The organism is Streptomyces violaceoruber (assembly GCF_033406955.1).
Lineage (GTDB): Bacteria > Actinomycetota > Actinomycetes > Streptomycetales > Streptomycetaceae > Streptomyces > Streptomyces violaceoruber.
Genome location: NZ_CP137734.1, coordinates 5,810,465 through 5,836,878, shown reverse-complemented (window position 1 = coordinate 5,836,878; position 26,414 = coordinate 5,810,465). Strand labels below are relative to the sequence as shown.

Below are 26,414 nucleotides of genomic sequence, written 5' to 3'. Positions count from 1 at the left end.
ACCACGGCCGACCGCGACCGCGCCGAACCGACCCGCGCACCGATGGCCCTACCGACCGCCGCACCAACCCCTGCACCGACCGCCGCACCTACCGCCCGGAGAGAAGAACCCATGCCCTTGTGGCCCGTCTACACCGGCGCGCCTGACCCCCACGACGGCATCGCCCGGCTGCCCCCGCCCCCGCCCTGGCGGGCCTTCGACGGCGGCCCCGTGCTCGATCCGCCGGACGCGGACGGCGACACCGCGGCCGCCTCGCCCGACCGCGCCCACCGTGCCGCGACCTACCAGGCCACCGAGGACACGGTGCAGTTGGTCAACGCGGCCCTGTACCTGCGCCGTCCGCTGCTGGTCACCGGTCCGCCCGGCACCGGGAAGTCGTCTCTCGCCTACGCGGTCGCCCGTGAACTGCGGCTCGGCCCCGTCCTCAGGTGGAACATCACCAGCCGCAGCACCCTGGGCGACGGCCTCTACACCTACGACCCGCTCTCCCGCCTCTACGCGGCGCGCCACACCACGCAGCCGCCCGACGCCCCCGCCGCCACCGGCGTCGAGGACCACCTGCGGCTGGGCCCGCTGGGCACCGCCCTGCTGCCGTACGCCCGGCCGCGCGCCCTGCTCATCGACGAGATCGACAAGAGCGACCTCGACCTGCCGAACGACCTGCTGCACGTCCTGGAGGAGGGGCAGTACGAGATCCCCGAACTCGTCCGGGCCTCCCGGGACATCCCCGACGGCCACGCCGAGGTCCTGGCCGACGGCACCGACCAGCGGGTGCCGGTGGAGCGCGGCCGGGTCCGCTGCAACGCCTTCCCCTTCGTCGTCCTCACCAGCAACGGCGAGCGCGAGTTCCCGCCCGCTTTCCTGCGCCGCTGCGTCTCGCTGCGGCTGCGGCAGCCCGACGACGACCACCTCGCCGAGATCGTCCGCGCCCACCTGGGCGAGCCCGACGGGCACGCGCGCCAGTTGATCCACCGGTTCCTGTCCCGGGTGGGCAGCGGCGAACTGGCCACGGACCAGTTGCTCAACGCCATCTACCTGGCCCGTTCCTCCGGTCTGGGCGCCGACTCCCTGGACGAGCTGGCCGAGCAGCTGATGCCCTACCTCGGCCGGTCCGCGCAGCCCGACGCCTTCTGATGCCCACCGACCGCCCCGGCACACCGGACCCGCCGCCTCTGCCCCTCCTCGCCGATCTCCTCGGCCGGGCGGCGGCCACCGGTGCCCGCCCGACGCCGCTGGAGCTGGCCGAACTCCTGTGGCTGGCCGGTCACATGGAGCCCCCGGAGCAGGACCCGCCCGACGGCCCGGCGTCCGGGCCGCGGCCGGCGGAGCCGCCACCGGCCCCGGAGGGCACCCGGGAGCAGGGCCAGGAAGGCGACGGGCAACGGGAGCGCGACCGGAAGCCGGAGCGGGACCGGCACGGCGACCGGGAGCGTGACCGGGACGGGGACCGGAACCGGGGCCGGGGGCCGGGACAAGGGCCGTGGGGCGACGGGCCGGGGCGGCCCAGTACCCGCTCCGAGGCCCCCCGCACCCCCTTGCGCCTGCCGTCCCCCGCCCCCGCGCCGGGCACCTCGGCGGCGCAGCCGCACAGCGCCCTGCTCGCACCCGCACCGCCGATGCTGCGCCACACGCTGGCGCTGCAGCGTGCCCTGCGGCCGCTGAAGCGCCGTGCCGACGCGCCCGTCGGCCACGAGGTGGACGAGGCCGCGACCGCCGACCGCATCGCGCGCCTCGGCGCCGGCCCCGAGTGGTGGCTGCCCGTGCTGCGCCCCGTACGGGAACGGTGGCTGCGCCTGCACCTGGTGCACGACGCGGGCCCCACGATGCCCGTCTGGCGGCCCCTCGTGCGCGAACTGCAAGCCGCCCTGGCCCAGTCGGGCGTCTTCCGCACCGTCACCCTGCACCGCGCGGACCCCGACGGCACCGCCCGCGGCGACGGCGCCCAGATCCCCGCCGACGGCCGTACGGTGATGCTGCTGATCAGCGACTGCATGGGGCCGCAGTGGCGGGCCGGCCCGGACGGCGTCCGGTGGTTCGCCACGCTGCGCCGCTGGGCACGCCGCGCGCCCCTGGCGGTGCTCCAGCCGCTGCCCGAGCAGTTGTGGCGGGACACCGCCCTGCCGCCGGTCCCGGGCCGGCTGTCGGCCCCGCACCGGGCGGCGCCCAGCGCCTCGCTCGCCTTCACGCCGTACGACACCGCCGCGCCCCGCGCCCCCGAGGGGACCGTGCACGTCCCCGTGCTGGAGCCCGGGCCCGAGTGGCTGGCGAACTGGGCCGCCCTGGTCGCGAGCCCGGGCGGCACCCCGTACCCGGGCGCGGCCGCGGCGCTGCACCGACCGCTGCCGGCCGACGCCGACGACCGCACCGACGTCGCGCGGCTGTCGCCCGAGGAACTCGTCCTGCGCTTCCGCGCCAGCGCCTCCCCGCAGGCCTACCGGCTGGCCGGCCATCTCGCGCTGGGGCGCCCCGACCTGCCCGTGATGCGGCTGGTGCAGGCCGCGGTCGAGCCGGACCCGCGGCCCCAGCACCTGGCCGAGGTCATCCTCGGCGGACTGCTGACCACGGTCGCCGGGCCGCCCGGCTCCTACGCCTTCCGCCCCGGAGTGCGCGAGCTGCTCCTGCGCGGGCTGCCCCGCACCGCCCGCAACCGCACCCACGACCTGCTGCTGCGCACCGGCGGCCTGATCGACGACCGGGCGGGGCGTTCGCCGGGCGAGTTCCGCGCGCTGATCCCCTCCCGGAAGGGCACCGAGCGGGCCGGCCCGAGCGAGTCGTTCGCGACGATCAGCGAGGAGAGCGTCCGGCAGCTGACCGTGCGGGAGCGGCCCTCCGCCCCCTCGCCCTTCCCGCCCGGCCTGGGCGCCCGCTACCGGCCCACGCGACGGCTCACGCCGTCCGGCAGGATCTGGCTGGCGGAGGACACCGGACCGGACCGGACGGCACCGGACCGGACCCCGGCGGACCGGACCGCGGCCCACCCCGCGCCGACGAACCGGACGGTGGCGATCCGGCTGCACGACCCGGCCACCGGCCCGGCCGCGCGCCAGACGTTCCTGCGCAACGCGCGCCGGCTGACGCGGCTCTCCCACCCGAACCTGGTGACCGTGCTCGACGCGGGCATCGAGGGCGACGTCCCGTACGTCGTCATGGAGCACCTCGACGGCATAGCGCTGGGCGCCCTCACCCGGTCCGGGGACGGGCGGCTGCCGGTGCCGCTGACGGTGTCCGTGGGGGCGCAGCTGGCCCGGGCGCTCACCGCCCTGCACCGGGCGGGTCTGGCGCACGGCGGGCTGGAGGCGTCCCGGGTGGTCCTCCTGCCGGACGGCACGGTCCGGCTCAGCCTCTTCGAACCGGCTCTGGCCTCGGGGCCGGGGGCGCGCTCGGCGGACCTGCGTGCCCTGTGCGAGGTGCTGCTGCGGCTGACGTCGGGGACCTCGCGCCCGGCCGTCCCGGTCGACTCCCGCCGCCTGGACCGGCTGCCCACCGCCCTGCGGATCCACTACGCGCACGCCTTCGACCAGCTGCTGTCTCCCTCGCCGGCGGCCCAGGCCCGGGGCCTCGACCTGCTCGGGGACCCGGCGCTGCTCGCCCGCGCGGGCGAGGCGTACGCGCCGCGCCGGTACCGGGCCCTGGGCCCGCTGCGGGTCGGCCTCCCGGACGGTCCGGCCGACCTGCCGCGGGACGTGCGCGCGCTGCTCGCGATGCTGCTCCTCAAGCACGGCCGCACGGTGACCCACGAGGAGCTGCGGTGGGGCCTGTGGGACCCGGGCAACGAGCCGCGCAACCCGCGGAGCGAGACGACCCGGCTGGCGAAGCGGCTCGCGGAGATCCTTGGCCCGGGCGTCCTGGCCACGGCCGCCCACGGCTACGCCCTGCACACCAGCGCCGACGAGCTGGACCTGGTGCGCTGCGACGAGTTGGTGCGGCGCGCCGACGCGGCCCGGCTGGAGAGCGCGCTCGCCGAGGCGCACGACCTGGTCTCCGGGGCGCTGTCGCTGTGGGGCGACGCCGAGCCCCTGGCGGGCGTGCCCGGCCCCGCCGCCCGCACCGCCCGGACCCGCCTGCTGCGGCTGCGGCTCGCCCTGCACACCAAGCGCGCCGAGCTGGACCTGGTCCTCGGCGAGTACGACCGGGCCGCCGCCGAACTGTCCGGCCTGCTGCGCGCCCACCCGCACCGGGAGGACTTCCGCCGCCTCTGCCTGATCGCCCTGCGCCGCCAGGGCCGGGTCGAGGAGGCGCTGGAGGTGTACGAGGAGTACGAGCTGTCCGGCGGACGGAGCCCGGCCCTGACGGCGCTGGGCCGGGAGCTGCGCGAGGAGTACGCCGAACCGGTGGACGACGCGCCCCCGTGGACCGAGTACGAGCAGCGCCCCGTGGAGCCGGGCGCCCCCGAGTCGACGGTGTCCGCGCCGGACGAGTTGCCGGAGGGCCCCTTCCCCACGGAGGACGGCCTCTGGACGCCCCTGCTGGACGACGACGCCGAGCACGACACGGCACAGGCCCGGGCGGAAGCGGACGAGAGGGAGGAACGGGCGGAGAGCCGGGCAGCGCTGCGGGAAGCGATGCGCGCCGAGGGCCTGGAACCGGAGCCGGAACTGGACGAGGATCCTGGGCCGGAGGAAGAGGAGGAGCCGGACGAGCCGCCCTGGATCGACTTCGACACCGGTTTCCGCGCCTGCGCCCGCTACACCCTCGCCGACGGCCCGGTGGACCGCGACGCTGGCGCGGCACTGCACGGCCTGGTCACGGAGCTGCTGGCGGACAGCGGGGCGGACGCCGCCGCCTACGAACTGGTGGACGAGCCCGGTGGCCCGCTCGTGCTGCTGGCGCCGCGGGCCGAGGCCGCCCCGCTCCTGAGGGCGACCGTCGAAGGTCTGCCCGGGCGGCTGGCCCGCCTGGCCGGCCTGCGGTTGCGGATCGAGTTCTGGCAGGTGGAGTTCGGGCTGGACGGGAACGGGGAGCAGTCACTGGGCCGTGCCGACGCCGACGCGGTCGGCGCGGTCCTGGACGCCTCCGCCGCGCAGGCCGTCGTCGTGCTCTCCGACTCCCTGTACTACGACGAGGTGCGCGAGGAGGGGCAGTACGGGCCCGCCTTCCCGCCGAACCTCTTCCGCCCGCTGGCCGACGACACCGGCTGGTACCACCTGGTCGAGGGCGGCGGGCGCCCCGGTCCGGCGGCGGACCTCCGCTGACCCGGCCGGGCGCGGTCCTCCCGGGCCGCGCCGGGAACTCCCCTCGTTCAGCGGCCCCCCGCCCGGCCCCCTCCAGCGGGCGCCCGCCCGCGCGGCCGCGCACGATCAGTGCCTAAGAGGCCGCCCACCGGGCGGCCCCGCACGGTCCGCGCTCTCGGGAGGATTCGCCATGACCGCCAGTACTGCCAATACCGCCAGTCTGGAGGCGCTGCGCCGCTGCCACTTCGCCGTCGACCTGGGCGCGGCGCGGACCCGCGTGTACGTCAAGGGTGCCGGGCTCGTCGTCGACCAGCCGTCCGCCGCGGCGGTCAACACCCGCACGGGCGCGCTCATCGCGGTCGGCGACTTCGCGGAGAAGATGACCGGCCGCACCCCCGGCTACATCCGTGTCGTGCGGCCCGTCTCCGGCGGCACGGTGGTCGACATCGAGATGGCCCAGCGCATGCTGCGTCATCTGCTCGGCGACCGGGTCCGCCGCGCCCTGCGCCGCAAGCCGCGGCTGCGGGCCGCCGTCTGCACCCCGCACGACGCGGATCCGCTGTCCCAGCGCGCGGCGATCGAGACACTGGTCGGGCTCGGCGCGCGCCGCGTGGAACTCGTCGACACGCTCATCGCTGCGGCGGTCGGCTGCGGACTGCCCGTGGAGCAGCCCGAGGCAACGATGATCATGGTGTGCGGCGCGCACGCCACGCAGGTCGCGGTGCTCTCCCTGGGCTCGATCGTGACCGCGGTGCGCGTTCCGGTGGGCGGCGAGGCCGTGGACCACGCGATCGTGCAGCTGCTGCGCCACCAGCACGAGCTGGTGCTGCCCAGCCAGTCCGTGCGCCCGTTGCAGCTCGCCCTGTCCGGCAACGGGCTGACCCCGCAGGGACCGTCGTCCACCGAGATCCACGGCCGGGACGTGGCGACCGGGCTGGCCCGCAGTGTGCGGGTCGACACCGCCACGGTGCGCAACGCCATCCAGACCCCGCTGACGGCCGTGCTCGACGGCATCGGCAAGGTGCTGCGGGACTGCCCGCCCGACCTGGTCGCGGACCTCGCCGACCGCGGGATCATGATGGTCGGCGGGAGCGCGCTGCTGCCGGGCTTCGACCAGATGCTGCGTCAGGCCACCGGTATGCCGGTGCACATCGCGGAGCGGCCCGACGTGTGCGCGGTCCAGGGCCTCGGCAGCATGCTGGAGGGCCGGGTGGAGCCGCTGGTCCTGCACCCGACGACCGCCGGCTCCGACTCGCACGCCGACTCCGACTGATCCGCCGCCGGGCGGCGACCGGGGAAGCCTGACGCATGAGCGCGCGGCCCGCGCCCCGACTGGCCCGTCTCCTGGAGGCCCTCCTGGACGTCGGCACCGCCCTGGACCTGCGCGGCGTTCTGCAGCACATCGTGGACGGAGCCGCCGAGCTGACCAGCGCCGACCGCGCGGACCTGGTCGTCGCGGACCCGGACGCGGGCGGCCTCGCCGAGATCCGTACCCCGGGGCCGGACCGCCCCGTACCGGAGACGGCGCCCCTGCTGCGGATGCCGGTCCACGTGCGGGACGAGGAGTTCGGCGAGCTGCGGCTGGCCGGGCGGGCCGGGGCCGCGCCGTTCACCGTCGAGGACGAGCAGCTGCTGCGGGTCCTGGCCGTGCAGGCCGGTGTCTCGATCGGCAACGCCCGGCTGTACGAGACGGCCCGGCAGCGGGAGCGCTGGATCGAGGGCGCGGCCGCCGTCACCACCGCGCTGCTCACCGAGGAGGGCGCGGGCGACGCGCTGACCACGGTGGCCGAACGGGCCCGGCTGCTCGCCGACGCCTGCGCGGGCGTCATCCTGCACCCGACCGCCGAGGGCGGCATGGCGATCGTGACCGCCTCCACGCCCGACGACCCGGACGGCATGGTCGGCGCGACCATCGAGCCGGGCAGCCCGGTCCTGGAACAGCTCCTGGGCGGCGAGCCGGTGTTCGTCGACGACTCGGCGACCGACCCGCGCATGACGACCCACGTGCGGCACCGGTTCGGGCCGAGCATGATGCTGCCCCTTCAGGCGGGCGGCCGGCTCATCGGCACCCTCGCCCTGCCCCGACGCCGCGGCGGACGCCCGTACACGGACCTGGAGCGGCTGCTCGCGACGCAGTTCGCCTCGCAGGCGGCGCTCGCCCTCGTCCTGGCCGACGCCCGGCGCGGCAGGGAGCTGCTGGCGGTCTACGAGGACCGCGACCGCATCGCCCGGGACCTGCACGACCTGGTCGTCCAGCGGCTGTTCGCCACCGGCATGATGCTGGAGTCCACCCGGCGCCGCCCGGGCGCCGACGACGTCCGTGACATCCTCGGCCGCGCGGTGGAGGAGCTGCGCTCCACGGTCGGTGAGGTCCGTACGGCGATCCTCACCCTCCAGCAGCCCCCGGCAGGCCCGCCGGCGGGCCTGCGCGGCCGGGTCCTGCGCGAGACCGCGTCCGCCGCCGCCCGGCTCGGCACCGCGCCGTCCACGCACTTCAGGGGCCCCGTCGACGCCCGGGTGCCCGACCGGGTCGCCGACCGCCTGCTCACCGCCCTGCGCGACGCGCTGGCCGCCGCGTCGGCGCGCCCGGACGTCTCCCGCGTCGAGATCGCCGTCGAGACGCCCGCCCCCTCGCCGGAGGGCCGGGACGGGGTGCGCCTGCGGGTCGCCGACTACGGCGCCGACGCCGGGGGCCGGGGGCGGGGGACGACGGTGACGTGGTGGGCGCCGCTCTAGGTCCTGGCGGCCGGATGGTGCCGGTCTCCCGGACGGGGTACCCGTGCCGTGACCGCCCGGCAGGAGGAGGTACCACGATGAGCGAGCCGACCCCGTCCCAGGCCGAGGGCGAACGCGACGACGAGCCGGACACCCCCGACGTGCCGCACACCACTCCCTCCCAGGCAGAGGGCGAGCGGGACGACGAGGGCGAGAGCGCGCCGGTTGTCCAGCCACCCGGAACAGGCCGCTGACCAGCTCGGGACACGTTCGGACCGACAGCACGGACCCTTGCGAGAGGGAGTACGAGAACGACTTGACGGTGTCAGGAAAATCTCGCACTGCCAAAGACACTTACGGCGTGGATAGCGTCATGGCCGGCGGCGGGGCAGCGGCTCCGCCGCACCCCCACCACCAGCGCGGGCCATGGGTTCACGCCGTGAGAACGCAAGGAGAGAGTGCGTGTTTGACCGCATAGCCGAACTGGCGATCCGCCGGTCCCGGCTGGTACTCGTCGTCGCAGCCGTGGCCGTGGTCCTCATGGGAGCCCTGGGCGCCGGCGCGTTCGGCAAGCTCCTGCCCGGCGGCTTCGACGACCCGTCCTCCCAGTCCAGCAGGGCCAGGACGGTCATCACCGACAAGTTCGGCGGTGAGTCGAACCTGGTCCTGCTGGTGCGTGCCCCCGAGGGCGGCGTCGACGCCGCGAACGCCCGGCAGCAGGGGGAAAAGCTGACGGCCGGCCTCAAGGAGGAGAAGACCGTCGCGAACGTGATCTCGTACTGGGACACGGGCAACCCGGACCTCCGTTCCGAGGACGGCGAGCAGGCGATGGTGCTCGCCCATGTGAAGGGCGGTGACACCAAGGAGCGGGAGAACGCCAAGGAGATCATCGACGAGTACACCGGCGCCGGAGACGGCGGGCTCACCGTCGAGGCCGGCGGCAGCGCGGCCGTGGGTGACGACATGGGGACGTACTCCTCCGAGGACCTCGTACTCGCCGAGACGATCGCCCTGCCGCTGACCCTCCTGCTGCTCCTGTTCGTCTTCGGCAGCGTGGTCTCGGCCCTGCTGCCGCTGGCCATCGGGCTCATCGCGATCGTGGGTACGTTCGCGGAACTCTTCCTCCTCGGCAGCGTCGCCAGCATCTCCATCACGGCCACCAACCTGACCACCGCCCTCGGTCTCGGCCTCGGCATCGACTACGCGCTGCTGATGGTCAGCCGGTTCCGCGAACAGCTCGCCAAGGGCGCGAGCGTGGACGACGCCGTCCGGCACACCGTGCACACCGCGGGCCGTACGGTCGCCTTCTCCGCCGCCACGGTGGCGGTCGCGCTCGCGGCGCTCCTGGTCTTCCCGCAGTACTTCCTGCGTTCGTTCGGGTACGCCGGCGTCGGTGTGGTCGCCATCGCCGCCGTCAGCACCCTGTTCGTGATGCCGGCCCTGCTCAACGTCCTGGGACACCGGGTCAACAAGGGGCGGCTGCCGTGGGCGGGGAGGACGGAGCGGCACGACGACTCCCGGGTGCCCTTCTGGGGCCGGCTGGCCCGCACGGCCATGCGGCGTCCCGCCCTCACCGCGCTGCCGGTGCTCGCGGTGCTGCTGCTGGCGGCGAGTCCGCTGCTGGGCATCTCCATCGGTATCGCGGACGAGCGCTCGCTGCCCGAGGACGCGGCGAGCCGCCAGGTCTCGGCCCGGTTGGCGGAGAACTTCAACGGCAGTGACGCGGCGGCCGTCCACGTGGTCATGGACGAGTCCGTGGGCACGGCACCGCTCGGCTCGTACGCGGGCAGGCTCTCGCGGCTCGACGGTGTCGTCCGCGTCGAGGCGTCCACCGGGACCTACACCGGCGGGCAGGCCGCGGCGCCCGGTCCGCGCAACGCCGCGCTCGGCCGTCCGCAGGCGCAGCGGATCAACGTGGTGAGCGACCTGGCCCCGATGTCGGACGCGGCCCAGGACCTGGTCAAGGACGTCCGGGCGGTCGCGGCACCCGAGGGGACGGAGCCCCTGGTGGGCGGCAGGGACGCCGCGCTGGTCGACTCCAAGGACTCCATCACCGGCCTGATCCCGCTCGCCGGCGGCCTGATCGCGCTCACCACCTTCGTTCTGCTGTTCCTGTTCACCGGCAGCGTGGTGCAGCCGCTGCGGGCGCTGGTGCTCAACATCGCCAGCCTGGGGGCGGCGCTCGGCGTCATGACGTGGATGTTCCAGGACGGCCACTTCTCGGACCTGTTCGGCTTCACGCCGCAGCCGATGGAGGTGTCGATGACGTTGCTGATGTTCTGCATCGCCTTCGGCCTCTCGATGGACTACGAGGTGTTCGTCACCAGCCGGATCAAGGAACTGCACGACCAGGGCGCGGACAACGAGACCGCGGTCGTCGACGGCCTCGGGCACACGGGACGGATCGTCAGCGCGGCGGCCTGCCTGCTGGCGGTGAGCTTCTTCGCCTTCGGGACGGCCGGCATCAGCTACATGCAGATGTTCGGTCTGGGCAGCGGACTGGCCATCCTCATCGACGCCGTCGCCGTCCGCGGGGTGCTCGTGCCCGCCGCGATGCGCCTGCTCGGCCGCTCGGCCTGGTACGCCCCGCCGTTCCTGCGCAAGGTGCACGACCGCGTCGGCCTCAGTGAGGGCGGCCACGAGCCGGCGCCCGTGGCGGAGCGGACGTACGAGAAGGACCCGACGGGAGTCTGACCACGCGGGCAGGCCCGCCCCCCGGACACCGTGCCCGTCTCCGTACCCCCACGGAGGCGGGCGCGGCTGTGTCGCCGGACGCGGCGCGGCCGGGCCCCACGTCGTCCTGACTCAGTAGTCGCGCCACTCGTCCTGAACGTATTCGAGCACCGCGGGATCCATCAGGGTGCTCGGCCGTACGTCGGTGCGGCGGCGGTCGACGGGGAACACGGTGGCCGCCTTCAGGACCGCCGCGTCCAGGTAGCGCAGCTTCGGCGTGTCCCGGGCGAGCCGCAGCGGCGGGGCCTCGGTTCCGGGGCGGGCGAGGACGAAGCCCCAGTTGCCGAAGCTCGGCACGTCGATCTGGAACTCCGTCGTCGCGTACCCGGCCGTCTCGATGGTCTTCGCGATCGACCAGTAGGTCTTGGGGGCGAAGAACGGCGATCCGCTCTGCACCATGACCTGGCCGTCCGGCGCCAGCACCCGGCGGAGCAGATCGTAGAACTCCACCGAGTACAGCTTCGCCAGCGACGCCGAGTCCGGGTCCGGGAAGTCGATGATCACCGCGTCGTACTGCTGCCGTGCCTCGCGCAGCCAGGTGAAGGCGTCCGCGTTGACGACCTTGGCCCGCGGATCGTCCAGCGAACCCTGGTTGAGCTTTCGCAGCGGCTCGAAGGTGCGCGCCAACCGGGTCATCGCCGGGTCCAGTTCGACCAGGGTGACGTGCCGGACGCCCTCGTGGCGCAGCACCTCGCGCAGCGCGAGCCCGTCACCGCCGCCCATGATCAGCACGTTGGAGTGGGGGCCGGACAGCGCGGGGTGGACCAGCGACTCGTGGTAGCGGTACTCGTCGACCGAGCTGAACTGGAGGTCGCCGTTGAGGAAGAGCCGTACGTCGGGCTCGCCGGTGAAGGCGGTGGAGCGGGTGACCACGATGTCCTGGTACTGCGTCGTCTCGGAGTGGATGATCGGGTCCGCGTACATGTGCTGGCGCGCCGTCACCTCCAGGTCGTCCGCCAGCACATACGTCGTACCGAGCGCGGCGAGCACCAGGGCGACGCCGGCCAGCAGCCCGGCCTTGACCAGCCGGCCGGTCTGGCGGCGGAAGATGAACACCACGACGATGACCCCGGCGACCGCGTTGACCACGCCGACCACCAGCGCGCCCTTCAACTGGCCGAAGGTCGGCAGCAGGAACAGCGGGAAGCACAGGCCGCCGACGAGGGCGCCGATGTAGTCGACGGCGAACATGTCGGCGACGGCGCTGCTCGCCTCCTGCGTGCGGATGCGCTGGAGCAGCGTCATCAGCAGCGGGATCTCGGCGCCGATGAGCAGGCCCACCACCAGGGACACCACGATCATCGCGGGCATGTAGAGCTGGAGCCAGGCGAAGGCCGCGTACAGCATCAGGACGGACAGACCGCCGACCAGCGCGAGTACTCCCTCCACCACCGCGAAGGCGACGACGGGGCGGTGGCGCAGGGGTTTGGCGGCCAGCGAGCCCACGCCCATGGCGAAGACCATCACGGAGATGACCACGGAGGTCTGCAGCACCGAGTTGCCGATGAGGTAGCTGCCCAGCGCGGTCAGGGCCAGTTCGTACACGAGGCCGCAGGCCGCGCAGAGGAAGACGGCGAGCAGCAGCAGGAACCGCGCCCCCCGGGTGTGGTGGTCGGCCGGGGGGTTCGGGGGCGCCGCGACGGCACGGTCGTCCAGGGCGGAACTCATGGGGGTGGCCTCGCGGTGGTCCTCGTGGTGGTCCTGGGAGGTGGTGGTCCCAGGAGGGGTGCTCCTGGGAGGAGTGCTCCTAGGAGAGGGCTGCGCCGACCATGGCGGCGGTGCCCAGGTACATGCCGGCCTGGACCCAGGCGGCGGGGTGCGGGCGGTGGTCGTCGCCGTCGTCGAGGGCCACCGCGCCCATCTGGCCCGGCGTCAGCAGGCCGATGACGATGCCGACCAGCGTCATCACCAGCACCCCGGCCAGACCGTAGAGGAGCGTGCTGAACAGGCCGTATCCGAGGCCCTCTTCGGACTCGCTGGCCCGGATGGCCGACATGATGACCAGCCCGACCGCGACGGACTGGCTGCCGAGGAGCACGGCCGCGCCGCGGTTGCGGTCCCGCCACACCACGTGGAAGAGCTTGCCGGGCGTGACGAGGTCGAGGGCGCCGAAGCCGACGGCCATCACGGCGAGGCCCACGACCCCGTAGAGCAGAGCCTGCCCGGCCGACTCGAAGATCTCGGTCACTGCGTTGCCTTTCTGGAGGACGTCGTCAGGTGCGGGGAGGGGCGCCGGGCGTCACTTGCCGGAGCCGGGGCCGCCGCCGCGGAAGCTGCTCGGGTTGGGCCAGTAGGTGAGGTGCTGGTGATGCCGGCGGTAGCCGTTGCGGTAGTCCTCGATCTCGATCGTGCTGCCGCTCCGGTACGGCGAGACGGTCACCATGTCGTCGCCGTAGCGCAGGAACTCCTTGCCGTCGCCGGACGCCCGGTCGAGGGCGTCGCGGTGGTCGTCGATCGCGTCGGCGACCTTGGCCGGCGAGCTGTCCTTGTCGAGCCACCCGCTCCCGCCGGTGGAGTACGTCTTGCCGATCCAGCCGCGCGGGACGCCGTCCTCCCCGTCGCTGGAGCAGGCGGAGAGCAGGACGGTGACCAGCACGGCCGCCACCGCCCCGGGAAGGATTCGGGCGCTGTTCATCGAGCCTCCAGCCGGCTGTGCGTCGATACGATGTGCCCGTCCTGCGGGTAGCTGTGCCAGGTGCGCCAGGCCAGCCCCGGGCGGTCTGCGCCGCCCAATCCCTCGTCGCAGGCCTCTACGACGACCGCCGTCACCGCTTCCGGAGACCCGGGGAAGACCCCGCTCAGGCTGTGCTCCGCCTCGTCGGCGCGGCTCAGGGCGTCCGCGACCCGGGCGCTGAACTCCGCGGGGTCCAGGCATTCCGTGACGGCGCTGAAGTCGTACGTCCACCCCGCAGGTTGCCGGGTGAGCGTCGTCGGCAGTCCCCTGACCGCCTCGGGCAGGCACGCCACGGTCTCCCGCACCGGGCCCGCGAAGACCTGGTGGGACGCGCCGAGCAGCCTCAGGCGCACGGCGAGCCCTCCCACGGACACCTCACGTTCGGCGAGCGCCGGCAGCTCGGTCAGGTCCAGGGAGAAACAGAGCTGATCCGCGGCCGTATCCAGGAAGGCAGCTTGCAGAGATACGGCGTGCATGCGGCCCCCCGGTCCGATAGTGCTACGAGCGGCGCCGAGTATGACACACGCGTCAGCGGTGGCCGGAAGGCGGCCCTCGTCAGTCCCGGGTTCGCACATACAAGGGCGTTTCATCCATGGATGCGCACTTGCGCCCCGTACAGGAAGGCACGGGATCACGAGCGGAGCAGTGGCAGGATGCACCGATGGGGACGACCGACAGCGACAGAGACAGCGAAGTCCAGTACGTGCGGTTCCAGTCGCCTCACCGGAACAGCCGAGGCCACTTCACCGGCGTTTTCGGGCTCGTCAACAATCTGGCGAGGGAGGGAAGGCTCTCGGACGAGCAGGAGACCTTCCGCCGCGGCGGCAACCGTTGGTACGACGCCGCGTACACCGATCCCTCGACCGTCGACCCCCACGTGTACGACGACGAGATCAACCCCGGCGCGGCGGCATGGTTCAAGCCGTCAGCCACTCATCTCCTCGCTCGCGTCTCCGGCTACCTGGAGATCCTGTCCTCTCACGGCGTCGCCTGTCGGGCTCTGCGTTCCGCGGACCCTGGACGGGTCATCTACGAGGACGATGTACAGATCGTGGTCGTGCCACACGCACCGGAGGCGACTGCCACCCACGAGAACTCCCACGGCCGGAAGTGAGACGGGCGCGGCCGGGTCGTGGGTCGACGTCGATACCGATACGGGCGCCGTGGTCGATGGCTTCGGTGCGGGAGGAGTCCGAAGGCATCGACCCCCCGGCCTCAGGCGCGCCGCCGCTCCGGGGCGCGAACGGCGGCACCGGAGCATGCTCAGTCGATGCAGAACTCGTTGCCCTCGATGTCCTGCATCGGGATGCACGCGTCGTTGCCGTCATACAGCGTTCGCACGTGTACCGCCCCGAGCGGCATCAGCCGTGCGCGCTCGGCGTCGAGCGCGGCGAGGCGCTCTTCCCCCACAAGTCCGGTGCCGACCCGCACATCGAGGTGCACCCGGTTCTTGGCCGCCTTTCCCTCGGGGACGCGCTGGAAGTACAGTCGCGGGCCCACACCTGACGGGTCGACGCAGGCGAACCAGGCGTCCCGCTCCTCAGGCGGCCGCGAGCGCTGGTACTGGTCCCACGTGGCGAACCCCTCCGGTGGCGGCGGAACGACGTACCCCAACACCTCGCACCAGAAGCGAGCCAGGCGCTCAGGTTCCGCGCAGTCGAAGGTGACCTGGAACTGCTTGACCGATGACATCGGCGGACCCTACCAAGAGGGCTCCGCGGGGAACCGTACAACGCCGGGTGGCGAGGCGGCAGCGCTGGAGACCGAACCAGGACCGGGACGACGACGGTGCGGCTCGCGTCGAGCGAGCAGATGATCTTTGCCCCCGCGAGAGGACTCTCCCACCGAGGAGGTTTCAGCCCGCACCGCAGGTGAGAACGTTCCTGCGGCAAGGCGCACGAGTGGGGCGGGTGGGACTCGAACCCACGGCCGACGGATTATGAGTCCGCTGCTCTAACCGGCTGAGCTACCGCCCCATAGCGGCGTGTCGCGTACATGTGTGCGCGCCGTCTGCCGCAGCATAGCCGCTCATACGATCTCCTGCCTCGGATGGTCGGCTTCCACGGCTGCCTTCATGACCTTGAGGACTCCGCAGCGTGCCGCGTGGTTCCCGGGTCTCGAGGGCAGTCTCGCGGCACATGAAAAAGGACCCCGGAGGGTCCTCGTTCACGGTGCTCCCCCGACTGGACTCGAACCAGTAACCTGCCGGTTAACAGCCGGCTGCTCTGCCAATTGAGCTACGGAGGACCGAGCTCCCCGGACTGGACTCGAACCAGTAACCTGCCGGTTAACAGCCGGCTGCTCTGCCAATTGAGCTACCGAGGAATGTCGGTGTCGCATCGAACGCGTCGGCCTGGGTATTCGCCAGGGGGCGCGCGCTCGCTGCGACACATACATTAGCGCAAGCAGGGGGGTGCTCCGCCAATCGGTACTCGCCAGCACCCCCGGAGCCAGTGAAGGGAAGGGTGGCCGCCATGCGATACCGGCTCACGTTCGTCGTCGGACTAGCGGTGGGTTACGTGCTCGGCACGAAGGCCGGGCGGGAGCGTTACGAGCAGTTGCGGAAGTCCGCGCAGCAGGTCGCGCAGAACCCGGCCGTGCGCAACACCGCGGAGTCCGCCGCCCAGCAGGGCAGGCACTTCGCCGACAAGGCGTACCACGTGGTGAGCGACAAGGTCGGTGACCGGATGCCCGACTCGGTGGCCCACCGGGTCCGCTCGCTGCGGGAACGCGGCAGCAACGGCAGCGGTCCCGACGACTGGGGCACCAGCAACACCTGAGGTCCCGGTACGGGGACCTCGGCCGGTGCGGCAGAATTTCGGGTATGGGGATAGTCGCCGGGTTGGACAGTTCGCCCGATTTCACTCGTATCGTCGTCTGCGATTCGGACACGGGTGCCGTGCTGCGCCAGGGCTACGCACCGCACCCGCTGGAGAGCCCCGAGGGCGGAGGCCGGCCCGCGGACGTCGATCCGCAGGCCTGGCTGCTGTCCCTCGGGGAGGCGGCCGGCGGCGGGCTCCTCGAGGGCGTGCAGGCCATCGGCGTGTCGGCGCAGGCCAACTCGGTCGTGCCGCTGGACGCACAGGGCAACACCGTGCGCCCGGCCATGGTCGGCGGCGACAAGCGCTCCCAGGTCGCGGCGGCCGACCTGATCGACGCGCTCGGCGGGCGTGAGGCGTGGGCGCAGGCGGTGGGTTCGGTGCCGCAGACCGGGCAGCCGGTGACGAAGCTGCGCTGGCTGGCGCGGAGCGAGCCGGAGGCCGCCGCGCGGACCGCCGTACTGCTCCAGGCCCACGACTGGCTGGTGTGGCAGCTGCTCGGGCGGCCGGTCCGGCGGACCACCGACCGGGGCGGGGCGTCGGGCACCGGGTACTGGTCGGCGGCGACCGGCGGTTACCGGCCCGATCTGGTCGAGCTGGCGCTCGGGCACCAGGCGATCCTGCCGGAGGTGATCGGCCCGGCCGACGCGGCCGGTACGACGCCGGAGGGGCTGCTGATCTCCGCCGGAACCGGTGAGACCCAGGCGGCCGCCTTCGGGCTCGGGATCGGGCTGGGCGACGCGGTGGTGTCGCTGGGCGCGTCCGGGTCCGTGATGGCCGTGCACCCTGAGGCGCTCGTCGACCAGTACGGCATGATCACCTCCCTCGCCGACGCCACCGGCATGCACCTTCCGGTCGTCACCACCCTGAACGCCGTGCGGGCGCTGCGCGGCACCGCCGAGCTGCTCGGGATGCCGGACCTGGAGAGCCTGTCCGAGCTGGCGATGAAGTCGACGCCCGGATCGCACGGGCTGGTGCTGCTCCCCTACCTGGAGGGCGAGCGGACGCCGAACCTGCCACACACCGCCGGGACCCTGGCCGGCCTGCGGCGCGAGTCGATGCGGCCGGAGCACCTGGCGCGGGCCGCGTTCGAGGGGATGCTGTGCGGTCTCGCCGACGCCCTGGACGTGCTGCGCGGCCGGGGCGTGGACGTACGGCGGGTGTTCCTGCTGGGTGCGGCGGCCGAGCTGCCGGCCGTGCAGGCGGCGGCGCCCGCGCTGTTCGGGACGCAGGTCGTCGTGCCGCAGCCCGCGGACTACGCGGCGATCGGCTCGGCCCGGCAGGCGGCCTGGGCGCTGGGTGTCTCCCAGGGCACGCTGGACCCGCGCACTCCCCCGGTCTGGCAGGGCGCGGTGGCGCAGGTGCTGGAGCCGGGCGCGGAGCTGGCGGTGGGGCAGGCGGTGCGCCAGCAGTACGTGTCGGTGCGCGAGCAGACGCACCCGGGCGCGCTCTGACGCCGGGGCTGACCGCTCGTAGGCCGGAATTTGCCGCGCTCTTGGGTTAATCGGTTGAGGTAACGCGGGTGGAGTGTCCGACGATAGGGGCCAGGGGCAACCAACCGCGGCCCCTGTCGCCGACTCCGAGAGACTCAGTGTGCTCATACGACTACTGCGGACCTATCTCAGGCCCTACAAGAAACCCATCGCCCTGCTGGTGGCGCTGCAGTTCCTGCAGACCTGTGCCTCCCTGTACCTGCCCACCCTGAACGCGCACATCATCGACGAAGGCGTCGTGAAGGGTGACTCGGGCTACATCCTGAGCTACGGCGCCCTGATGATCGGCATCTCGCTGGCCCAGGTGGTCTGCAACATCGGTGCCGTCTTCTACGGCGCGCGCACCGCGGCCGCCCTCGGCCGGGACGTGCGGGGTGCCGTCTTCGACCGGGTGCAGTCCTTCTCGGCGCGCGAGGTGGGCCACTTCGGCGCGCCCTCGCTGATCACCCGGACCACCAACGACGTGCAGCAGGTCCAGATGCTGGCCCTGATGACGTTCACGCTGATGGTGTCGGCGCCCATCATGTGCGTGGGCGGCATCGTGATGGCGCTCGGGCTGGACGTGCCGCTGTCCGGGGTGCTGCTCGGGGTCGTGCCGGTGCTGGCGATCTGCGTCACGCTGATCGTGCGCAAGCTGCGCCCGCTGTTCCGGAAGATGCAGGTGCGCCTGGACACGGTGAACCGGGTGCTGCGCGAGCAGATCACCGGCAACCGCGTCATCCGCGCCTTCGTGCGCGACGAGTACGAGCAGCAGCGCTTCCGGAAGGCCAACACCGAGCTGACCGAGGTGGCCCTCGGCACCGGCAACCTGCTGGCGCTGATGTTCCCGGTGGTCATGACGGTGGTGAACCTGTCGTCGATCGCGGTGGTGTGGTTCGGCGCCCACCGGATCGACAGCGGCGGGATGCAGATCGGCGACCTGACGGCGTTCCTCGCCTACCTGATGCAGATCGTCATGTCCGTGATGATGGCCACCTTCATGTTCATGATGGTGCCGCGCGCGGAGGTGTGCGCCGAGCGCATCCAGGAGGTCCTGGAGACCGAGAGCAGCGTGGTGCCGCCGGTGGCGCCGGTCACCGAGCTGCGCCGGCACGGGCACCTGGAGATCCGGGAGGCGGGCTTCCGCTACCCGGGTGCCGAGGAGCCGGTGCTCAGGCACATCGACCTGGTGGCCAGGCCGGGCGAGACGACCGCCGTCATCGGCTCGACCGGCAGCGGCAAGTCGACGCTGCTGGGCCTGGTCCCCCGGCTCTTCGACGCCACCGACGGGGAGGTCCTGGTCAACGGCGTGGACGTGCGCACCGTCGACCCGAAGACGCTGGCCAAGGTGGTGAGCCTGGTGCCGCAGAAGCCGTACCTCTTCGCCGGAACCGTCGCGACCAATCTGCGCTACGGCAATCCGGACGCGACGGACGAGGAGCTCTGGCACGCGCTGGCGGTGGCGCAGGCCAAGGAGTTCGTCTCCGAGCTGGAGGGCGGGCTCGACGCGCCGATCGCGCAGGGCGGCACCAATGTGTCGGGCGGTCAGCGCCAGCGCCTCGCGATCGCGCGGACGCTGGTCCAGCGCCCGGAGATCTACCTCTTCGACGACTCCTTCTCCGCCCTCGACTACGCCACCGACGCGGCGCTGCGGGCCGAGCTGGCCCAGGAGACCGCCGAGGCGACCGTGGTCATCGTGGCGCAGCGGGTGGCGACCATCCGGGACGCGGACCGGATCGTCGTGCTGGACGAGGGGCGGGTGGTCGGCGTGGGCCGGCACCACGAGCTGATGGCGGACAACGAGACCTACCGGGAGATCGTGCTCTCCCAGCTGACGGAAGCGGAGGCTGCCTGATGGCCGGGCCTGCGGGTCGCATGATGGCCGGGGGCGGCCCCGACCAGCGATCGATGGACTTCAAGGGGTCGAGCAAACGGCTCGTCTCCCAGTTCCGCCCGGAGCGGGCGACGCTGTTCACGCTGCTGGCGTGCGTCGTCGTCAGCGTCGGTCTCAACGTGGTCGGGCCGAAGATCCTCGGCCGGGCCACCGACCTGGTCTTCGCGGGGATCGTCGGGCGGGACATGCCGTCCGGGGCCACGAAGGAGCAGGTTCTGGCCACCATGCGCGAGCACGGTGACGGCAACGTCGCCGACATGCTCCGCAGCACGGACTTCGTCCCGGGGCAGGGCATCGACTTCGGCGCGGTGGGCGAGGTGCTGCTGCTCGCGCTGGCGACGTTCGCGGTGGCCGGTCTGCTGATGGCGGTGGCCACCCGCCTGGTGAACCGGGCGGTGAACCGGACGATGTTCCGGCTGCGCGAGGACGTCCAGACCAAGCTGTCCCGGCTGCCGCTGTCCTACTTCGACAAGCGCCAGCGGGGCGAGGTGCTCAGCCGCGCCACCAACGACATCGACAACATCGGGCAGACGCTCCAGCAGTCGATGGGCCAGCTCATCAACTCGCTGCTCACCATCATCGGCGTGCTCGCGATGATGTTCTACGTCTCCTGGATCCTGGCGCTGGTCGCCCTGGTGACCGTGCCGCTGTCCTTCGTGGTGGCCACGCGGGTGGGCAAGCGGTCGCAGCCGCAGTTCGTGCAGCAGTGGCGCTCGACGGGGCAGCTGAACGCGCACATCGAGGAGATGTACACCGGGCACGCGCTGGTGAAGGTGTTCGGGCGCCAGGAGGAGTCGGCGAAGCAGTTCGCCGAGCAGAACGACGCGCTGTACGAGGCCGGGTTCAAGGCGCAGTTCAACAGCGGCATCATGCAGCCGCTGATGATGTGCGTGTCCAACCTGAACTACGTGCTGGTCGCGGTGGTCGGCGGGCTGCGGGTGGCCTCGGGCCAGCTGTCCATCGGCGACGTGCAGGCCTTCATCCAGTACTCCCGGCAGTTCTCGATGCCGCTGACGCAGGTCGCGTCGATGGCGAACCTGGTGCAGTCGGGCGTGGCGTCGGCGGAGCGGGTGTTCGAACTCCTCGACGCCGAGGAGCAGTCGGCCGACCCGATCCCGGGCGCCCGGCCCGAGGACCTGCGCGGGCGGGTGGAACTGGAGCACGTCTCCTTCCGCTACGACCCGGAGAAGCCGCTGATCGAGGACCTGTCGCTGAAGGTGGAGCCCGGCCACACGGTCGCCATCGTCGGCCCGACGGGCGCGGGCAAGACGACCCTGGTCAACCTGCTGATGCGGTTCTACGAGGTCTCCGGCGGGCGGATCACCCTGGACGGCGTCGACATAGCGAAGATGTCCCGGGACGAGCTGCGGGCCGGCATCGGCATGGTGCTCCAGGACACCTGGCTGTTCGGCGGCACCATCGCGGAGAACATCGCGTATGGCGCCTCGCGGGAGGTCACCCGCGGGGAGATCGAGGAGGCCGCGCGGGCCGCGCACGCCGACCGGTTCGTACGGACGCTGCCGGACGGCTACGACACGGTGATCGATGACGAGGGCACGGGGGTGAGCGCGGGTGAGAAGCAGCTGATCACCATCGCGCGGGCGTTCCTGTCCGACCCGGTGATCCTGGTCCTCGACGAGGCGACGTCGTCCGTGGACACGCGCACCGAGGTGCTGATCCAGAAGGCGATGGCGAAGCTCGCGCACGGGCGGACGTCGTTCGTGATCGCGCACCGGCTGTCGACGATCCGGGACGCGGACACGATTCTGGTGATGGAGGACGGGGCGATCGTGGAGCAGGGGGCGCATACGGAGCTGCTGACCGCGGACGGCGCGTACGCGCGGTTGTACAAGGCGCAGTTCGCGGAGGCTGTGGCCGAGGTGGGGTGAGGGGTTGCCCGGCGTCGGGGTGCCGCGCCCGCCCGTGCCGCCCCGGGGGTGCCTCCCAGGCCGTTCAGGCACCCGGGGAGGCACGACTGCCCGCGGCTACGAGGCTCAGTCCAGGTAGCCCCTCAGCTGGTCCGCGTAGGCGTGGTCGCGGAGTTTGCTGAGGGTCTTGGACTCGATCTGGCGGATGCGTTCGCGGGTGACGCCGAAGAGGCGGCCTATCTCCTCCAGGGTGCGGGGGCGGCCGTCGGCCAGGCCGTAGCGGAGCTGGACGACCTTGCGTTCGCGTTCGCCGAGAGTGGAGAGCACCGCCTCCAGGTGCTGGCGCAGCAGCAGGAAGGCGGCCGACTCGACGGGGCTGGCGGCGTCGCCGTCCTCGATGAGGTCACCGAGGGCGACGTCGTCCTCCTCGCCGACCGGGGCGTGCAACGACACCGGCTCCTGCGCCAGGCGCAGCACCTCGCCGACCCGCTCGGGCGCCAGGTCCAGGTGGGCGGCGACCTCCTGCGGGGTCGGTTCGCAGCCGCGTTCCTGGAGCATCCGGCGCTGGACGCGGACGACCCGGTTGATCAGCTCCACGACGTGGACGGGGACGCGGATGGTGCGGGCCTGGTCGGCCAGGGCGCGGGACATGGCCTGGCGGATCCACCAGGTGGCGTAGGTGGAGAACTTGTAGCCGCGGGCGTAGTCGAACTTCTCGACGGCCCGGATCAGGCCCAGGTTCCCCTCCTGGACCAGGTCCAGCATGGTCAGCCCGCGCCCGACGTACCGCTTGGCCACCGACACCACGAGCCGCAGGTTGGCCTCGATCAGGCGGCGCTTGGCGAGGCGGCCCAGGACGACGAGCCGGTCGAGGTCGAGGGCGAGACGGTCGTCCAGGCCGGGGCTGCACCGCAGCTTCTCCTCGGCGAACAGCCCGGCCTCCACCCGCCGGGCGAGGTCGACCTCCTCGGCCGCGGACAGCAGCGGAATCCGGCCGATCTCGCGCAGGTACTGCCGGAACAGGTCGGAGGAGGGGCCGCCGGACTCGGTACGGGTGGGCGGCGGCGGTTCCGGGTGCTCGGGCACGTCCACGGGGGCGCCGGGGTGGGGCAGGGCCGCTCCGGCACCGGGCTGCGCGGGCATCGCGAGGAGCACACCGCGCTCCGCGTCCGGCTCCGCGCCGCCGGCAGCGGTGTCGGTCTGGGTGAGCGTCTGGGTCTGCACGGGGGCGACCTCCAGGATGGACGCGGCCGGCGGGGGCCGGCGGCGGTACGTCGGGGGGCGGAGCCGGCTCGCTCGCCGCTGTCCGCCTCGCACGCGTGCACTCAGGTACCGCCCCCAGTGTGGGGTACGACACATCGCCGCCACGAGGGGCGTGCGGTGACTTTTTGCGTCCGGGGCGTGACCGAGGGGTTACCCCCGGAAAACCGGGATGCCGAGCGGCACCCGGCTCTGACACGATCCCGGGATGTCCGCCTCCTCGTACGAGACCCACATAACGGTGCGCTGCCCGGAGCCCGGCGAGGCCGAGCGGCTCGGCCGCTGGGCCGCCGCGGCCGGGCTGAAGCTGACGCACATCGTGCTCGCCCGGGGGCGGACGCCGTACCAGCCGATGCTGACGCTGCGGGGTTCGCGGACGTACGCCCAGGAGTCGGCGCGCGCCGAGGGGACGGTGCGTCGGCTGCGGGCGGACGGCTTCCGGCCGGTCCGCGTCAAGATCGAGTCGTCGCCGTGGGCCGCCGAGGTGCCGCGCCTGCCGTGCTCGGACGGCCGGTACTTCGAGCACCACGTCAAGCTGCTGCTGGCGGCCGGCACGGACACGGCGGCGCTGGCGGAGTGCGTGGTACCGCACGGCGCCCACCTGTCGTGGAACGCCCGGCGGGTGCGCGACGACGCGGCCCACGAGCGGTTCGTCACCCAGCGCTGCCACGGGGTGGCCGCCGAGGAGGCGGGGCGCGCGCTGGACGGGCTGCTGGACGCGCTGGCGCCGCTGCGGGTGCTGGAGGTGGAGCGGGAGTTCGTCCTCCACGACAGCGATGTGTCGGTGGACGAGGGCTGGCTGGACGAGGGCCGTCCGGCGGGGCGGCCGGAAGGGATACGGCGATGAGCAGGCAGGGGTGGCAGGGGTTCGGCTGGGCGAACGACAGGGTCCCGCGGGCGCCCCTGGACGACGAGACCCGGCGGGCCGAGCATCTGCCCAGGACGCTGCGGCCGGTGCCGGGGGACGACGTGACGCAGCGGCCGGTGTTCGACCCGGCGCTGAAGCAGCACCAGAACGCCTACCGGGCCACCGACCCGAGCTTCACGGACCCGGAGCGGGGCACCGCGTGGCGGGCGGCCCGACGGCGCGCCCTGGACCAGGTGCTGGACGCCGTCGCGGACTCGGAGTGGGTGGACTCGCTGGTGCTGCGCGGCAGCATGCTCATGTCGACGTGGTTCGGCGCGCAGGCCCGGGAGCCCGGTGACCTGGACTTCGTGGTGGTTCCCCGGTCCTGGCGGATCGACGACGGCCGCACCGAACGGATGCTGACGACGCTCGCGGAGGCGGCCGGGGCGCGGGCCGGTACCGGGGCCGGCGGCATGGACGTCGGCATCTCGGCCCGGGGCGCCGTGGTCGAGGACATCTGGACCTACGACCGGGTGCCGGGCCTGCGCATGGTGGTGCCGTGGGGATCGCCGGGGCTGCCGGGCGGGCACGTCCAGCTCGACTTCGTGTTCGGGGAGCGGCTTCCGGAGCCGCCCGAGCCGGTGGAGCTGTCGGGCGGGGCGGTCCTGTACGCCGCGACACCGGGTCTGTCTCTCGCCTGGAAGTTGATGTGGCTGATCAACGACATGTACGGGCAGGGCAAGGACCTGTACGACGCCGTGCTGCTGGCCGAGCGGCATCCGCTGAGCCGTGACCTGCTGCACGCGGTGTTCCGGCTGTCGGGCGAGTGGCCGTACCACCGCGAGCACATCCTTTTGGAGGACGTGGTGGAGGCGGCCGGGTGCGTGGAGTGGAACCACTTCGTCACCGAATACCCGCGGTTCCGGGACCGCGGGGACGAGTTCGCCGAGCGGCTGGTGCGGGCGGTGACGCCGGCGTTCACACGGGACGGCGGCTGATCCCGCCGCCGCGTCTCACAGCGCGGCGGCGCCGTGTTCGCGCAGGTTCTGGTCGTACTGCTGGAGGATCCACAGCTCGTTCTGGACGGCGGCCAGTTCGGCGGGGTCGCCGTGGCCGGAGAGGCGGGTGAGGCGGCCGGTGATGTCGCGGATGCGGCGCTCGACGGCCCGGCGGCGGACCGTGACCAGCTGGGCGCCCGCGTAGACCTCGTCGACGCCCTTCACGCCGCGGTGCAGCATGATCGCCTCGACCGCGAGTTCGGTGACCATGGCCCGGACGGTGTCGTCGGGGGCGGCCTCGCGGACCCGGACCAGGTAGTCCTGCGGGTCCTGGACGCCGAACTCGGCGCCGCCCGCCTCCATGATCGCCTCGCGTACGGCGGCGTAGGGCGGGGCGGTGAACTCGTCGACGCCGTACGCGTCGAAGGCCGGGGAGACCAGCTCGGGGCGCTGGAGGGCGAGCTTGAGCAGCTCGCGTTCGGTGGCGAAGACCGGGTTGCGGAGGTTGAGGGCCGGGCCCCGGGGGGTGGCCGTCATGGGTCCGGCCTGCTGCTGCGGGCCGCCGCCGCGCTGCCGCTGGTCGGGGGCGGGGCCCTTGCCGCCGCGGTCACGGGCCCAGCGGGCGAGCTGGGCGATCCGCTTGACCACGAACTGGGTGTCGAGGATGCCGAGCATGCCGGCGAGCTGCACGGCGACCTCGTGCTGGGCGCCGCTGTTCTTGATCCGGGCGACGACCGGCGCGGCCTCGTCCAGGGCGGCGGCGCGACCGGCGGGGGTGTCCAGGTCGTAGCGGGCCACGATCTGGCGCAGCGCGAACTCGAAGAGCGGGGTGCGCGGCTCGACCAGGTCGGCGACGGCGTCGTCGCCCTTGGCCAGGCGCAGGTCGCAGGGGTCCATGCCGTCGGGGGCGATGGCGATGTAGGTCTCGGCGGCGAACTTCTGGTCGTCCTCGAAGGCGCGCAGGGCCGCCTTCTGTCCGGCCGCGTCGCCGTCGAAGGTGAAGATCACGCGGGCCGAGCCGTTGTCCATCAGCAGTCGGCGCAGGATCTTGATGTGGTCGCCGCCGAAGGCGGTGCCGCAGGTGGCGATGGCGGTGGTGACACCGGCGAGGTGGCAGGCCATGACGTCCGTGTAGCCCTCGACGACGACGGCGCGGGACGCCTTCGCGATGTCCTTCTTGGCGAGGTCGATGCCGTAGAGGACCTGGGACTTCTTGTAGATGGCCGTGTCGGGGGTGTTCAGGTACTTCGGGCCGTTGTCCGCCTCGTAGAGCTTGCGGGCGCCGAAGCCGACGACGTCGCCGCCGATGTCGCGGATGGGCCACATCAGCCGGCCGCGGAAGCGGTCGATGGGGCCGCGGCGGCCCTCCTGGGACAGGCCGGAGAGCAGCAGCTCCTTGTCGCTGAAGCCCTTGCCGCGCAGGAAGCGGGTGAGGTGGTCCCAGCCCTGGGGGCTGTAGCCGACGCCGAAGTGCTCGGCGGCGGCCTGGTCGAAGCCGCGGTCGGCGAGGAAGGCGCGGCCGGTGTCCGCCTCGGGGCCGGTCGCGAGCTGTTCCGCGTACCACTGGGCGGCGATCTTGTGGGCCTCGACCAGGCGGATGCGCTCACCGCGCTGGTGGGAGGGGTTGTATCCGCCCTCCTCGTAGCGCAGCGTGATGCCGGCCTGGCCGGCCAGGCGCTCGACCGCCTCCGAGAAGGTGAGGTGGTCGATCTTCATCACGAACGTGATGGTGTCGCCGCCCTCCTGGCAGCCGAAGCAGTGGAAGAACCCCTTGCTCGGACTGACCTGGAAGGACGGCGACTTCTCGTCGTGGAAGGGGCACAGCCCCTTCAGGTTGCCGCCCCCGGCGTTGCGCAGCTGGAGGTACTCCGAGACGACGGCGTCGATCGGGACCGCGTCCCGTACCGCCTTCACGTCCTCGTCGTTGATCCGTCCTGCCACGCGTGAAGTCTACGGGGGCGGA

At 72.9% G+C, this 26,414-nt stretch carries 20 protein-coding genes and 3 tRNA genes; 13 read left to right on the top strand and 10 right to left on the bottom strand.

Going from position 1 to position 26,414, the window contains the following annotated elements; all coding sequences use genetic code 11:
• The first annotated feature begins 111 nt into the window (after positions 1 to 111).
• The 6 genes from R2E43_RS26010 (at position 112) to R2E43_RS25985 (ending at position 10,580) form a co-directional block, all read left to right on the top strand.
• Positions 112 to 1,134 carry an AAA family ATPase gene (locus R2E43_RS26010; protein WP_030863841.1) on the top strand — a complete coding sequence of 341 codons (1,023 nt, stop codon included), beginning with the start codon at positions 112 to 114 and terminating at the stop codon, positions 1,132 to 1,134.
• Entirely contained in the window at positions 1,134 to 5,192 is a 4,059-nt protein-coding gene (locus R2E43_RS26005) for an SAV_2336 N-terminal domain-related protein (protein WP_332056613.1), read from the top strand. Before R2E43_RS26010 ends, R2E43_RS26005 begins: the two co-directional genes overlap by 1 nt.
• A 169-nt stretch (positions 5,193 to 5,361) precedes the next feature.
• Complete coding sequence (locus R2E43_RS26000; protein ID WP_003976353.1) at positions 5,362 to 6,444, top strand: rod shape-determining protein; 1,083 nt, start codon at positions 5,362 to 5,364, stop codon at positions 6,442 to 6,444.
• Between the two features lie 35 nt (positions 6,445 to 6,479).
• The gene (locus tag R2E43_RS25995; RefSeq protein ID WP_319128539.1) at positions 6,480 to 7,907 is read left to right on the top strand and encodes a GAF domain-containing sensor histidine kinase; all 1,428 of its coding nucleotides are present in this window, start codon (positions 6,480 to 6,482) and stop codon (positions 7,905 to 7,907) included.
• A gap of 77 nt (positions 7,908 to 7,984) precedes the next feature.
• Entirely contained in the window at positions 7,985 to 8,140 is a 156-nt protein-coding gene (locus R2E43_RS25990; RefSeq protein ID WP_037666685.1) for a hypothetical protein, read from the top strand.
• A 208-nt stretch (positions 8,141 to 8,348) separates the two neighbouring features.
• Positions 8,349 to 10,580, top strand: coding sequence for an MMPL family transporter (locus tag R2E43_RS25985; protein WP_319231134.1), 2,232 nt, complete (start codon positions 8,349 to 8,351; stop codon positions 10,578 to 10,580).
• A gap of 111 nt (positions 10,581 to 10,691) precedes the next feature.
• Here the strand turns inward: R2E43_RS25985 and R2E43_RS25980 are convergent, their stop codons facing one another.
• The 4 genes from R2E43_RS25980 to R2E43_RS25965 form a co-directional block, all read right to left on the bottom strand.
• The gene (locus tag R2E43_RS25980; protein ID WP_003976349.1) at positions 10,692 to 12,287 is read right to left on the bottom strand and encodes a polyamine aminopropyltransferase; all 1,596 of its coding nucleotides are present in this window, start codon (positions 12,285 to 12,287) and stop codon (positions 10,692 to 10,694) included.
• 79 nt (positions 12,288 to 12,366) lie between these two features.
• Positions 12,367 to 12,807, bottom strand: coding sequence for a DUF350 domain-containing protein (locus R2E43_RS25975; RefSeq protein WP_011028363.1), 441 nt, complete (start codon positions 12,805 to 12,807; stop codon positions 12,367 to 12,369).
• Positions 12,808 to 12,858: 51 nt separating this feature from the next.
• Positions 12,859 to 13,254, bottom strand: a complete 396-nt coding sequence (locus R2E43_RS25970; RefSeq protein ID WP_003976347.1) for a DUF4247 domain-containing protein — start codon at positions 13,252 to 13,254, stop codon at positions 12,859 to 12,861.
• Entirely contained in the window at positions 13,251 to 13,769 is a 519-nt protein-coding gene (locus R2E43_RS25965; protein ID WP_003976346.1) for a DUF2617 family protein, read from the bottom strand. Before R2E43_RS25965 ends, R2E43_RS25970 begins: the two co-directional genes overlap by 4 nt.
• Positions 13,770 to 13,954: 185 nt before the next feature.
• Between R2E43_RS25965 and R2E43_RS25960 the strand changes: the two genes are divergently transcribed.
• Positions 13,955 to 14,407, top strand: a complete 453-nt coding sequence (locus R2E43_RS25960) for a hypothetical protein (RefSeq protein ID WP_003976345.1) — start codon at positions 13,955 to 13,957, stop codon at positions 14,405 to 14,407.
• A gap of 149 nt (positions 14,408 to 14,556) precedes the next feature.
• Here the strand turns inward: R2E43_RS25960 and R2E43_RS25955 are convergent, their stop codons facing one another.
• The 4 genes from R2E43_RS25955 to R2E43_RS25940 all read right to left on the bottom strand — a co-directional run bounded on the left by R2E43_RS25955 (position 14,557) and on the right by R2E43_RS25940 (position 15,618).
• Positions 14,557 to 14,985, bottom strand: a complete 429-nt coding sequence (locus tag R2E43_RS25955; RefSeq protein ID WP_003976344.1) for a VOC family protein — start codon at positions 14,983 to 14,985, stop codon at positions 14,557 to 14,559.
• Between the two features lie 210 nt (positions 14,986 to 15,195).
• Positions 15,196 to 15,269: transfer RNA gene (locus R2E43_RS25950), tRNA-Ile, on the bottom strand.
• 198 nt (positions 15,270 to 15,467) lie between these two features.
• Positions 15,468 to 15,540 (bottom strand) — tRNA-Asn (locus R2E43_RS25945).
• Positions 15,541 to 15,545: 5 nt separating this feature from the next.
• A tRNA-Asn gene (locus tag R2E43_RS25940) sits at positions 15,546 to 15,618 on the bottom strand.
• A 149-nt stretch (positions 15,619 to 15,767) separates the two neighbouring features.
• Here R2E43_RS25940 and R2E43_RS25935 point away from each other — a divergent pair.
• The 4 genes from R2E43_RS25935 (at position 15,768) to R2E43_RS25920 (ending at position 21,367) form a co-directional block, all read left to right on the top strand.
• On the top strand, positions 15,768 to 16,073 hold the full coding sequence (locus R2E43_RS25935; RefSeq protein ID WP_016326153.1) for a YtxH domain-containing protein: 306 nt from the start codon (positions 15,768 to 15,770) through the stop codon (positions 16,071 to 16,073).
• Positions 16,074 to 16,117: 44 nt separating this feature from the next.
• The gene (locus R2E43_RS25930) at positions 16,118 to 17,566 is read left to right on the top strand and encodes a xylulokinase (RefSeq protein ID WP_030863824.1); all 1,449 of its coding nucleotides are present in this window, start codon (positions 16,118 to 16,120) and stop codon (positions 17,564 to 17,566) included.
• Positions 17,567 to 17,705: 139 nt separating this feature from the next.
• Positions 17,706 to 19,439, top strand: coding sequence for an ABC transporter ATP-binding protein (locus tag R2E43_RS25925; protein ID WP_003976341.1), 1,734 nt, complete (start codon positions 17,706 to 17,708; stop codon positions 19,437 to 19,439).
• Entirely contained in the window at positions 19,439 to 21,367 is a 1,929-nt protein-coding gene (locus R2E43_RS25920) for an ABC transporter ATP-binding protein (RefSeq protein WP_003976340.1), read from the top strand. The genes R2E43_RS25925 and R2E43_RS25920 overlap by 1 nt, the downstream gene beginning before the upstream one ends.
• A 105-nt stretch (positions 21,368 to 21,472) precedes the next feature.
• Here R2E43_RS25920 and R2E43_RS25915 read toward each other — a convergent pair whose 3' ends face one another.
• Positions 21,473 to 22,663, bottom strand: a complete 1,191-nt coding sequence (locus tag R2E43_RS25915) for an RNA polymerase sigma factor (RefSeq protein WP_003976339.1) — start codon at positions 22,661 to 22,663, stop codon at positions 21,473 to 21,475.
• A 151-nt stretch (positions 22,664 to 22,814) separates the two neighbouring features.
• Between R2E43_RS25915 and R2E43_RS25910 the strand changes: the two genes are divergently transcribed.
• On the top strand, positions 22,815 to 23,453 hold the full coding sequence (locus tag R2E43_RS25910; RefSeq protein ID WP_003976338.1) for a hypothetical protein: 639 nt from the start codon (positions 22,815 to 22,817) through the stop codon (positions 23,451 to 23,453).
• Positions 23,450 to 24,451, top strand: a complete 1,002-nt coding sequence (locus tag R2E43_RS25905; protein WP_332056612.1) for a nucleotidyl transferase AbiEii/AbiGii toxin family protein — start codon at positions 23,450 to 23,452, stop codon at positions 24,449 to 24,451. Before R2E43_RS25910 ends, R2E43_RS25905 begins: the two co-directional genes overlap by 4 nt.
• A gap of 15 nt (positions 24,452 to 24,466) precedes the next feature.
• Here R2E43_RS25905 and dnaG read toward each other — a convergent pair whose 3' ends face one another.
• Positions 24,467 to 26,392, bottom strand: coding sequence for a DNA primase (gene dnaG, locus R2E43_RS25900; RefSeq protein ID WP_003976336.1), 1,926 nt, complete (start codon positions 26,390 to 26,392; stop codon positions 24,467 to 24,469).
• Positions 26,393 to 26,414 lie beyond the last annotated feature (22 nt).

Bases quoted from the DNA above. Each gene is read 5' to 3' on its own strand.
- R2E43_RS26010 (WP_030863841.1), top strand. From the start codon at position 112: ATGCCCTTGTGGCCCGTCTACACCGGCGCGCCTGACCCCCACGACGGC.
- R2E43_RS26005 (WP_332056613.1), top strand. From the start codon at position 1,134: ATGCCCACCGACCGCCCCGGCACACCGGACCCGCCGCCTCTGCCCCTC.
- R2E43_RS26000 (WP_003976353.1), top strand. From the start codon at position 5,362: ATGACCGCCAGTACTGCCAATACCGCCAGTCTGGAGGCGCTGCGCCGC.
- R2E43_RS25995 (WP_319128539.1), top strand. From the start codon at position 6,480: ATGAGCGCGCGGCCCGCGCCCCGACTGGCCCGTCTCCTGGAGGCCCTC.
- R2E43_RS25990 (WP_037666685.1), top strand. From the start codon at position 7,985: ATGAGCGAGCCGACCCCGTCCCAGGCCGAGGGCGAACGCGACGACGAG.
- R2E43_RS25980 (WP_003976349.1), bottom strand. From the start codon at position 12,287: ATGAGTTCCGCCCTGGACGACCGTGCCGTCGCGGCGCCCCCGAACCCC.
- R2E43_RS25970 (WP_003976347.1), bottom strand. From the start codon at position 13,254: ATGAACAGCGCCCGAATCCTTCCCGGGGCGGTGGCGGCCGTGCTGGTC.
- R2E43_RS25965 (WP_003976346.1), bottom strand. From the start codon at position 13,769: ATGCACGCCGTATCTCTGCAAGCTGCCTTCCTGGATACGGCCGCGGAT.
- R2E43_RS25960 (WP_003976345.1), top strand. From the start codon at position 13,955: ATGGGGACGACCGACAGCGACAGAGACAGCGAAGTCCAGTACGTGCGG.
- R2E43_RS25955 (WP_003976344.1), bottom strand. From the start codon at position 14,985: ATGTCATCGGTCAAGCAGTTCCAGGTCACCTTCGACTGCGCGGAACCT.
- R2E43_RS25935 (WP_016326153.1), top strand. From the start codon at position 15,768: ATGCGATACCGGCTCACGTTCGTCGTCGGACTAGCGGTGGGTTACGTG.
- R2E43_RS25930 (WP_030863824.1), top strand. From the start codon at position 16,118: ATGGGGATAGTCGCCGGGTTGGACAGTTCGCCCGATTTCACTCGTATC.
- R2E43_RS25920 (WP_003976340.1), top strand. From the start codon at position 19,439: ATGGCCGGGCCTGCGGGTCGCATGATGGCCGGGGGCGGCCCCGACCAG.
- R2E43_RS25910 (WP_003976338.1), top strand. From the start codon at position 22,815: ATGTCCGCCTCCTCGTACGAGACCCACATAACGGTGCGCTGCCCGGAG.
- R2E43_RS25905 (WP_332056612.1), top strand. From the start codon at position 23,450: ATGAGCAGGCAGGGGTGGCAGGGGTTCGGCTGGGCGAACGACAGGGTC.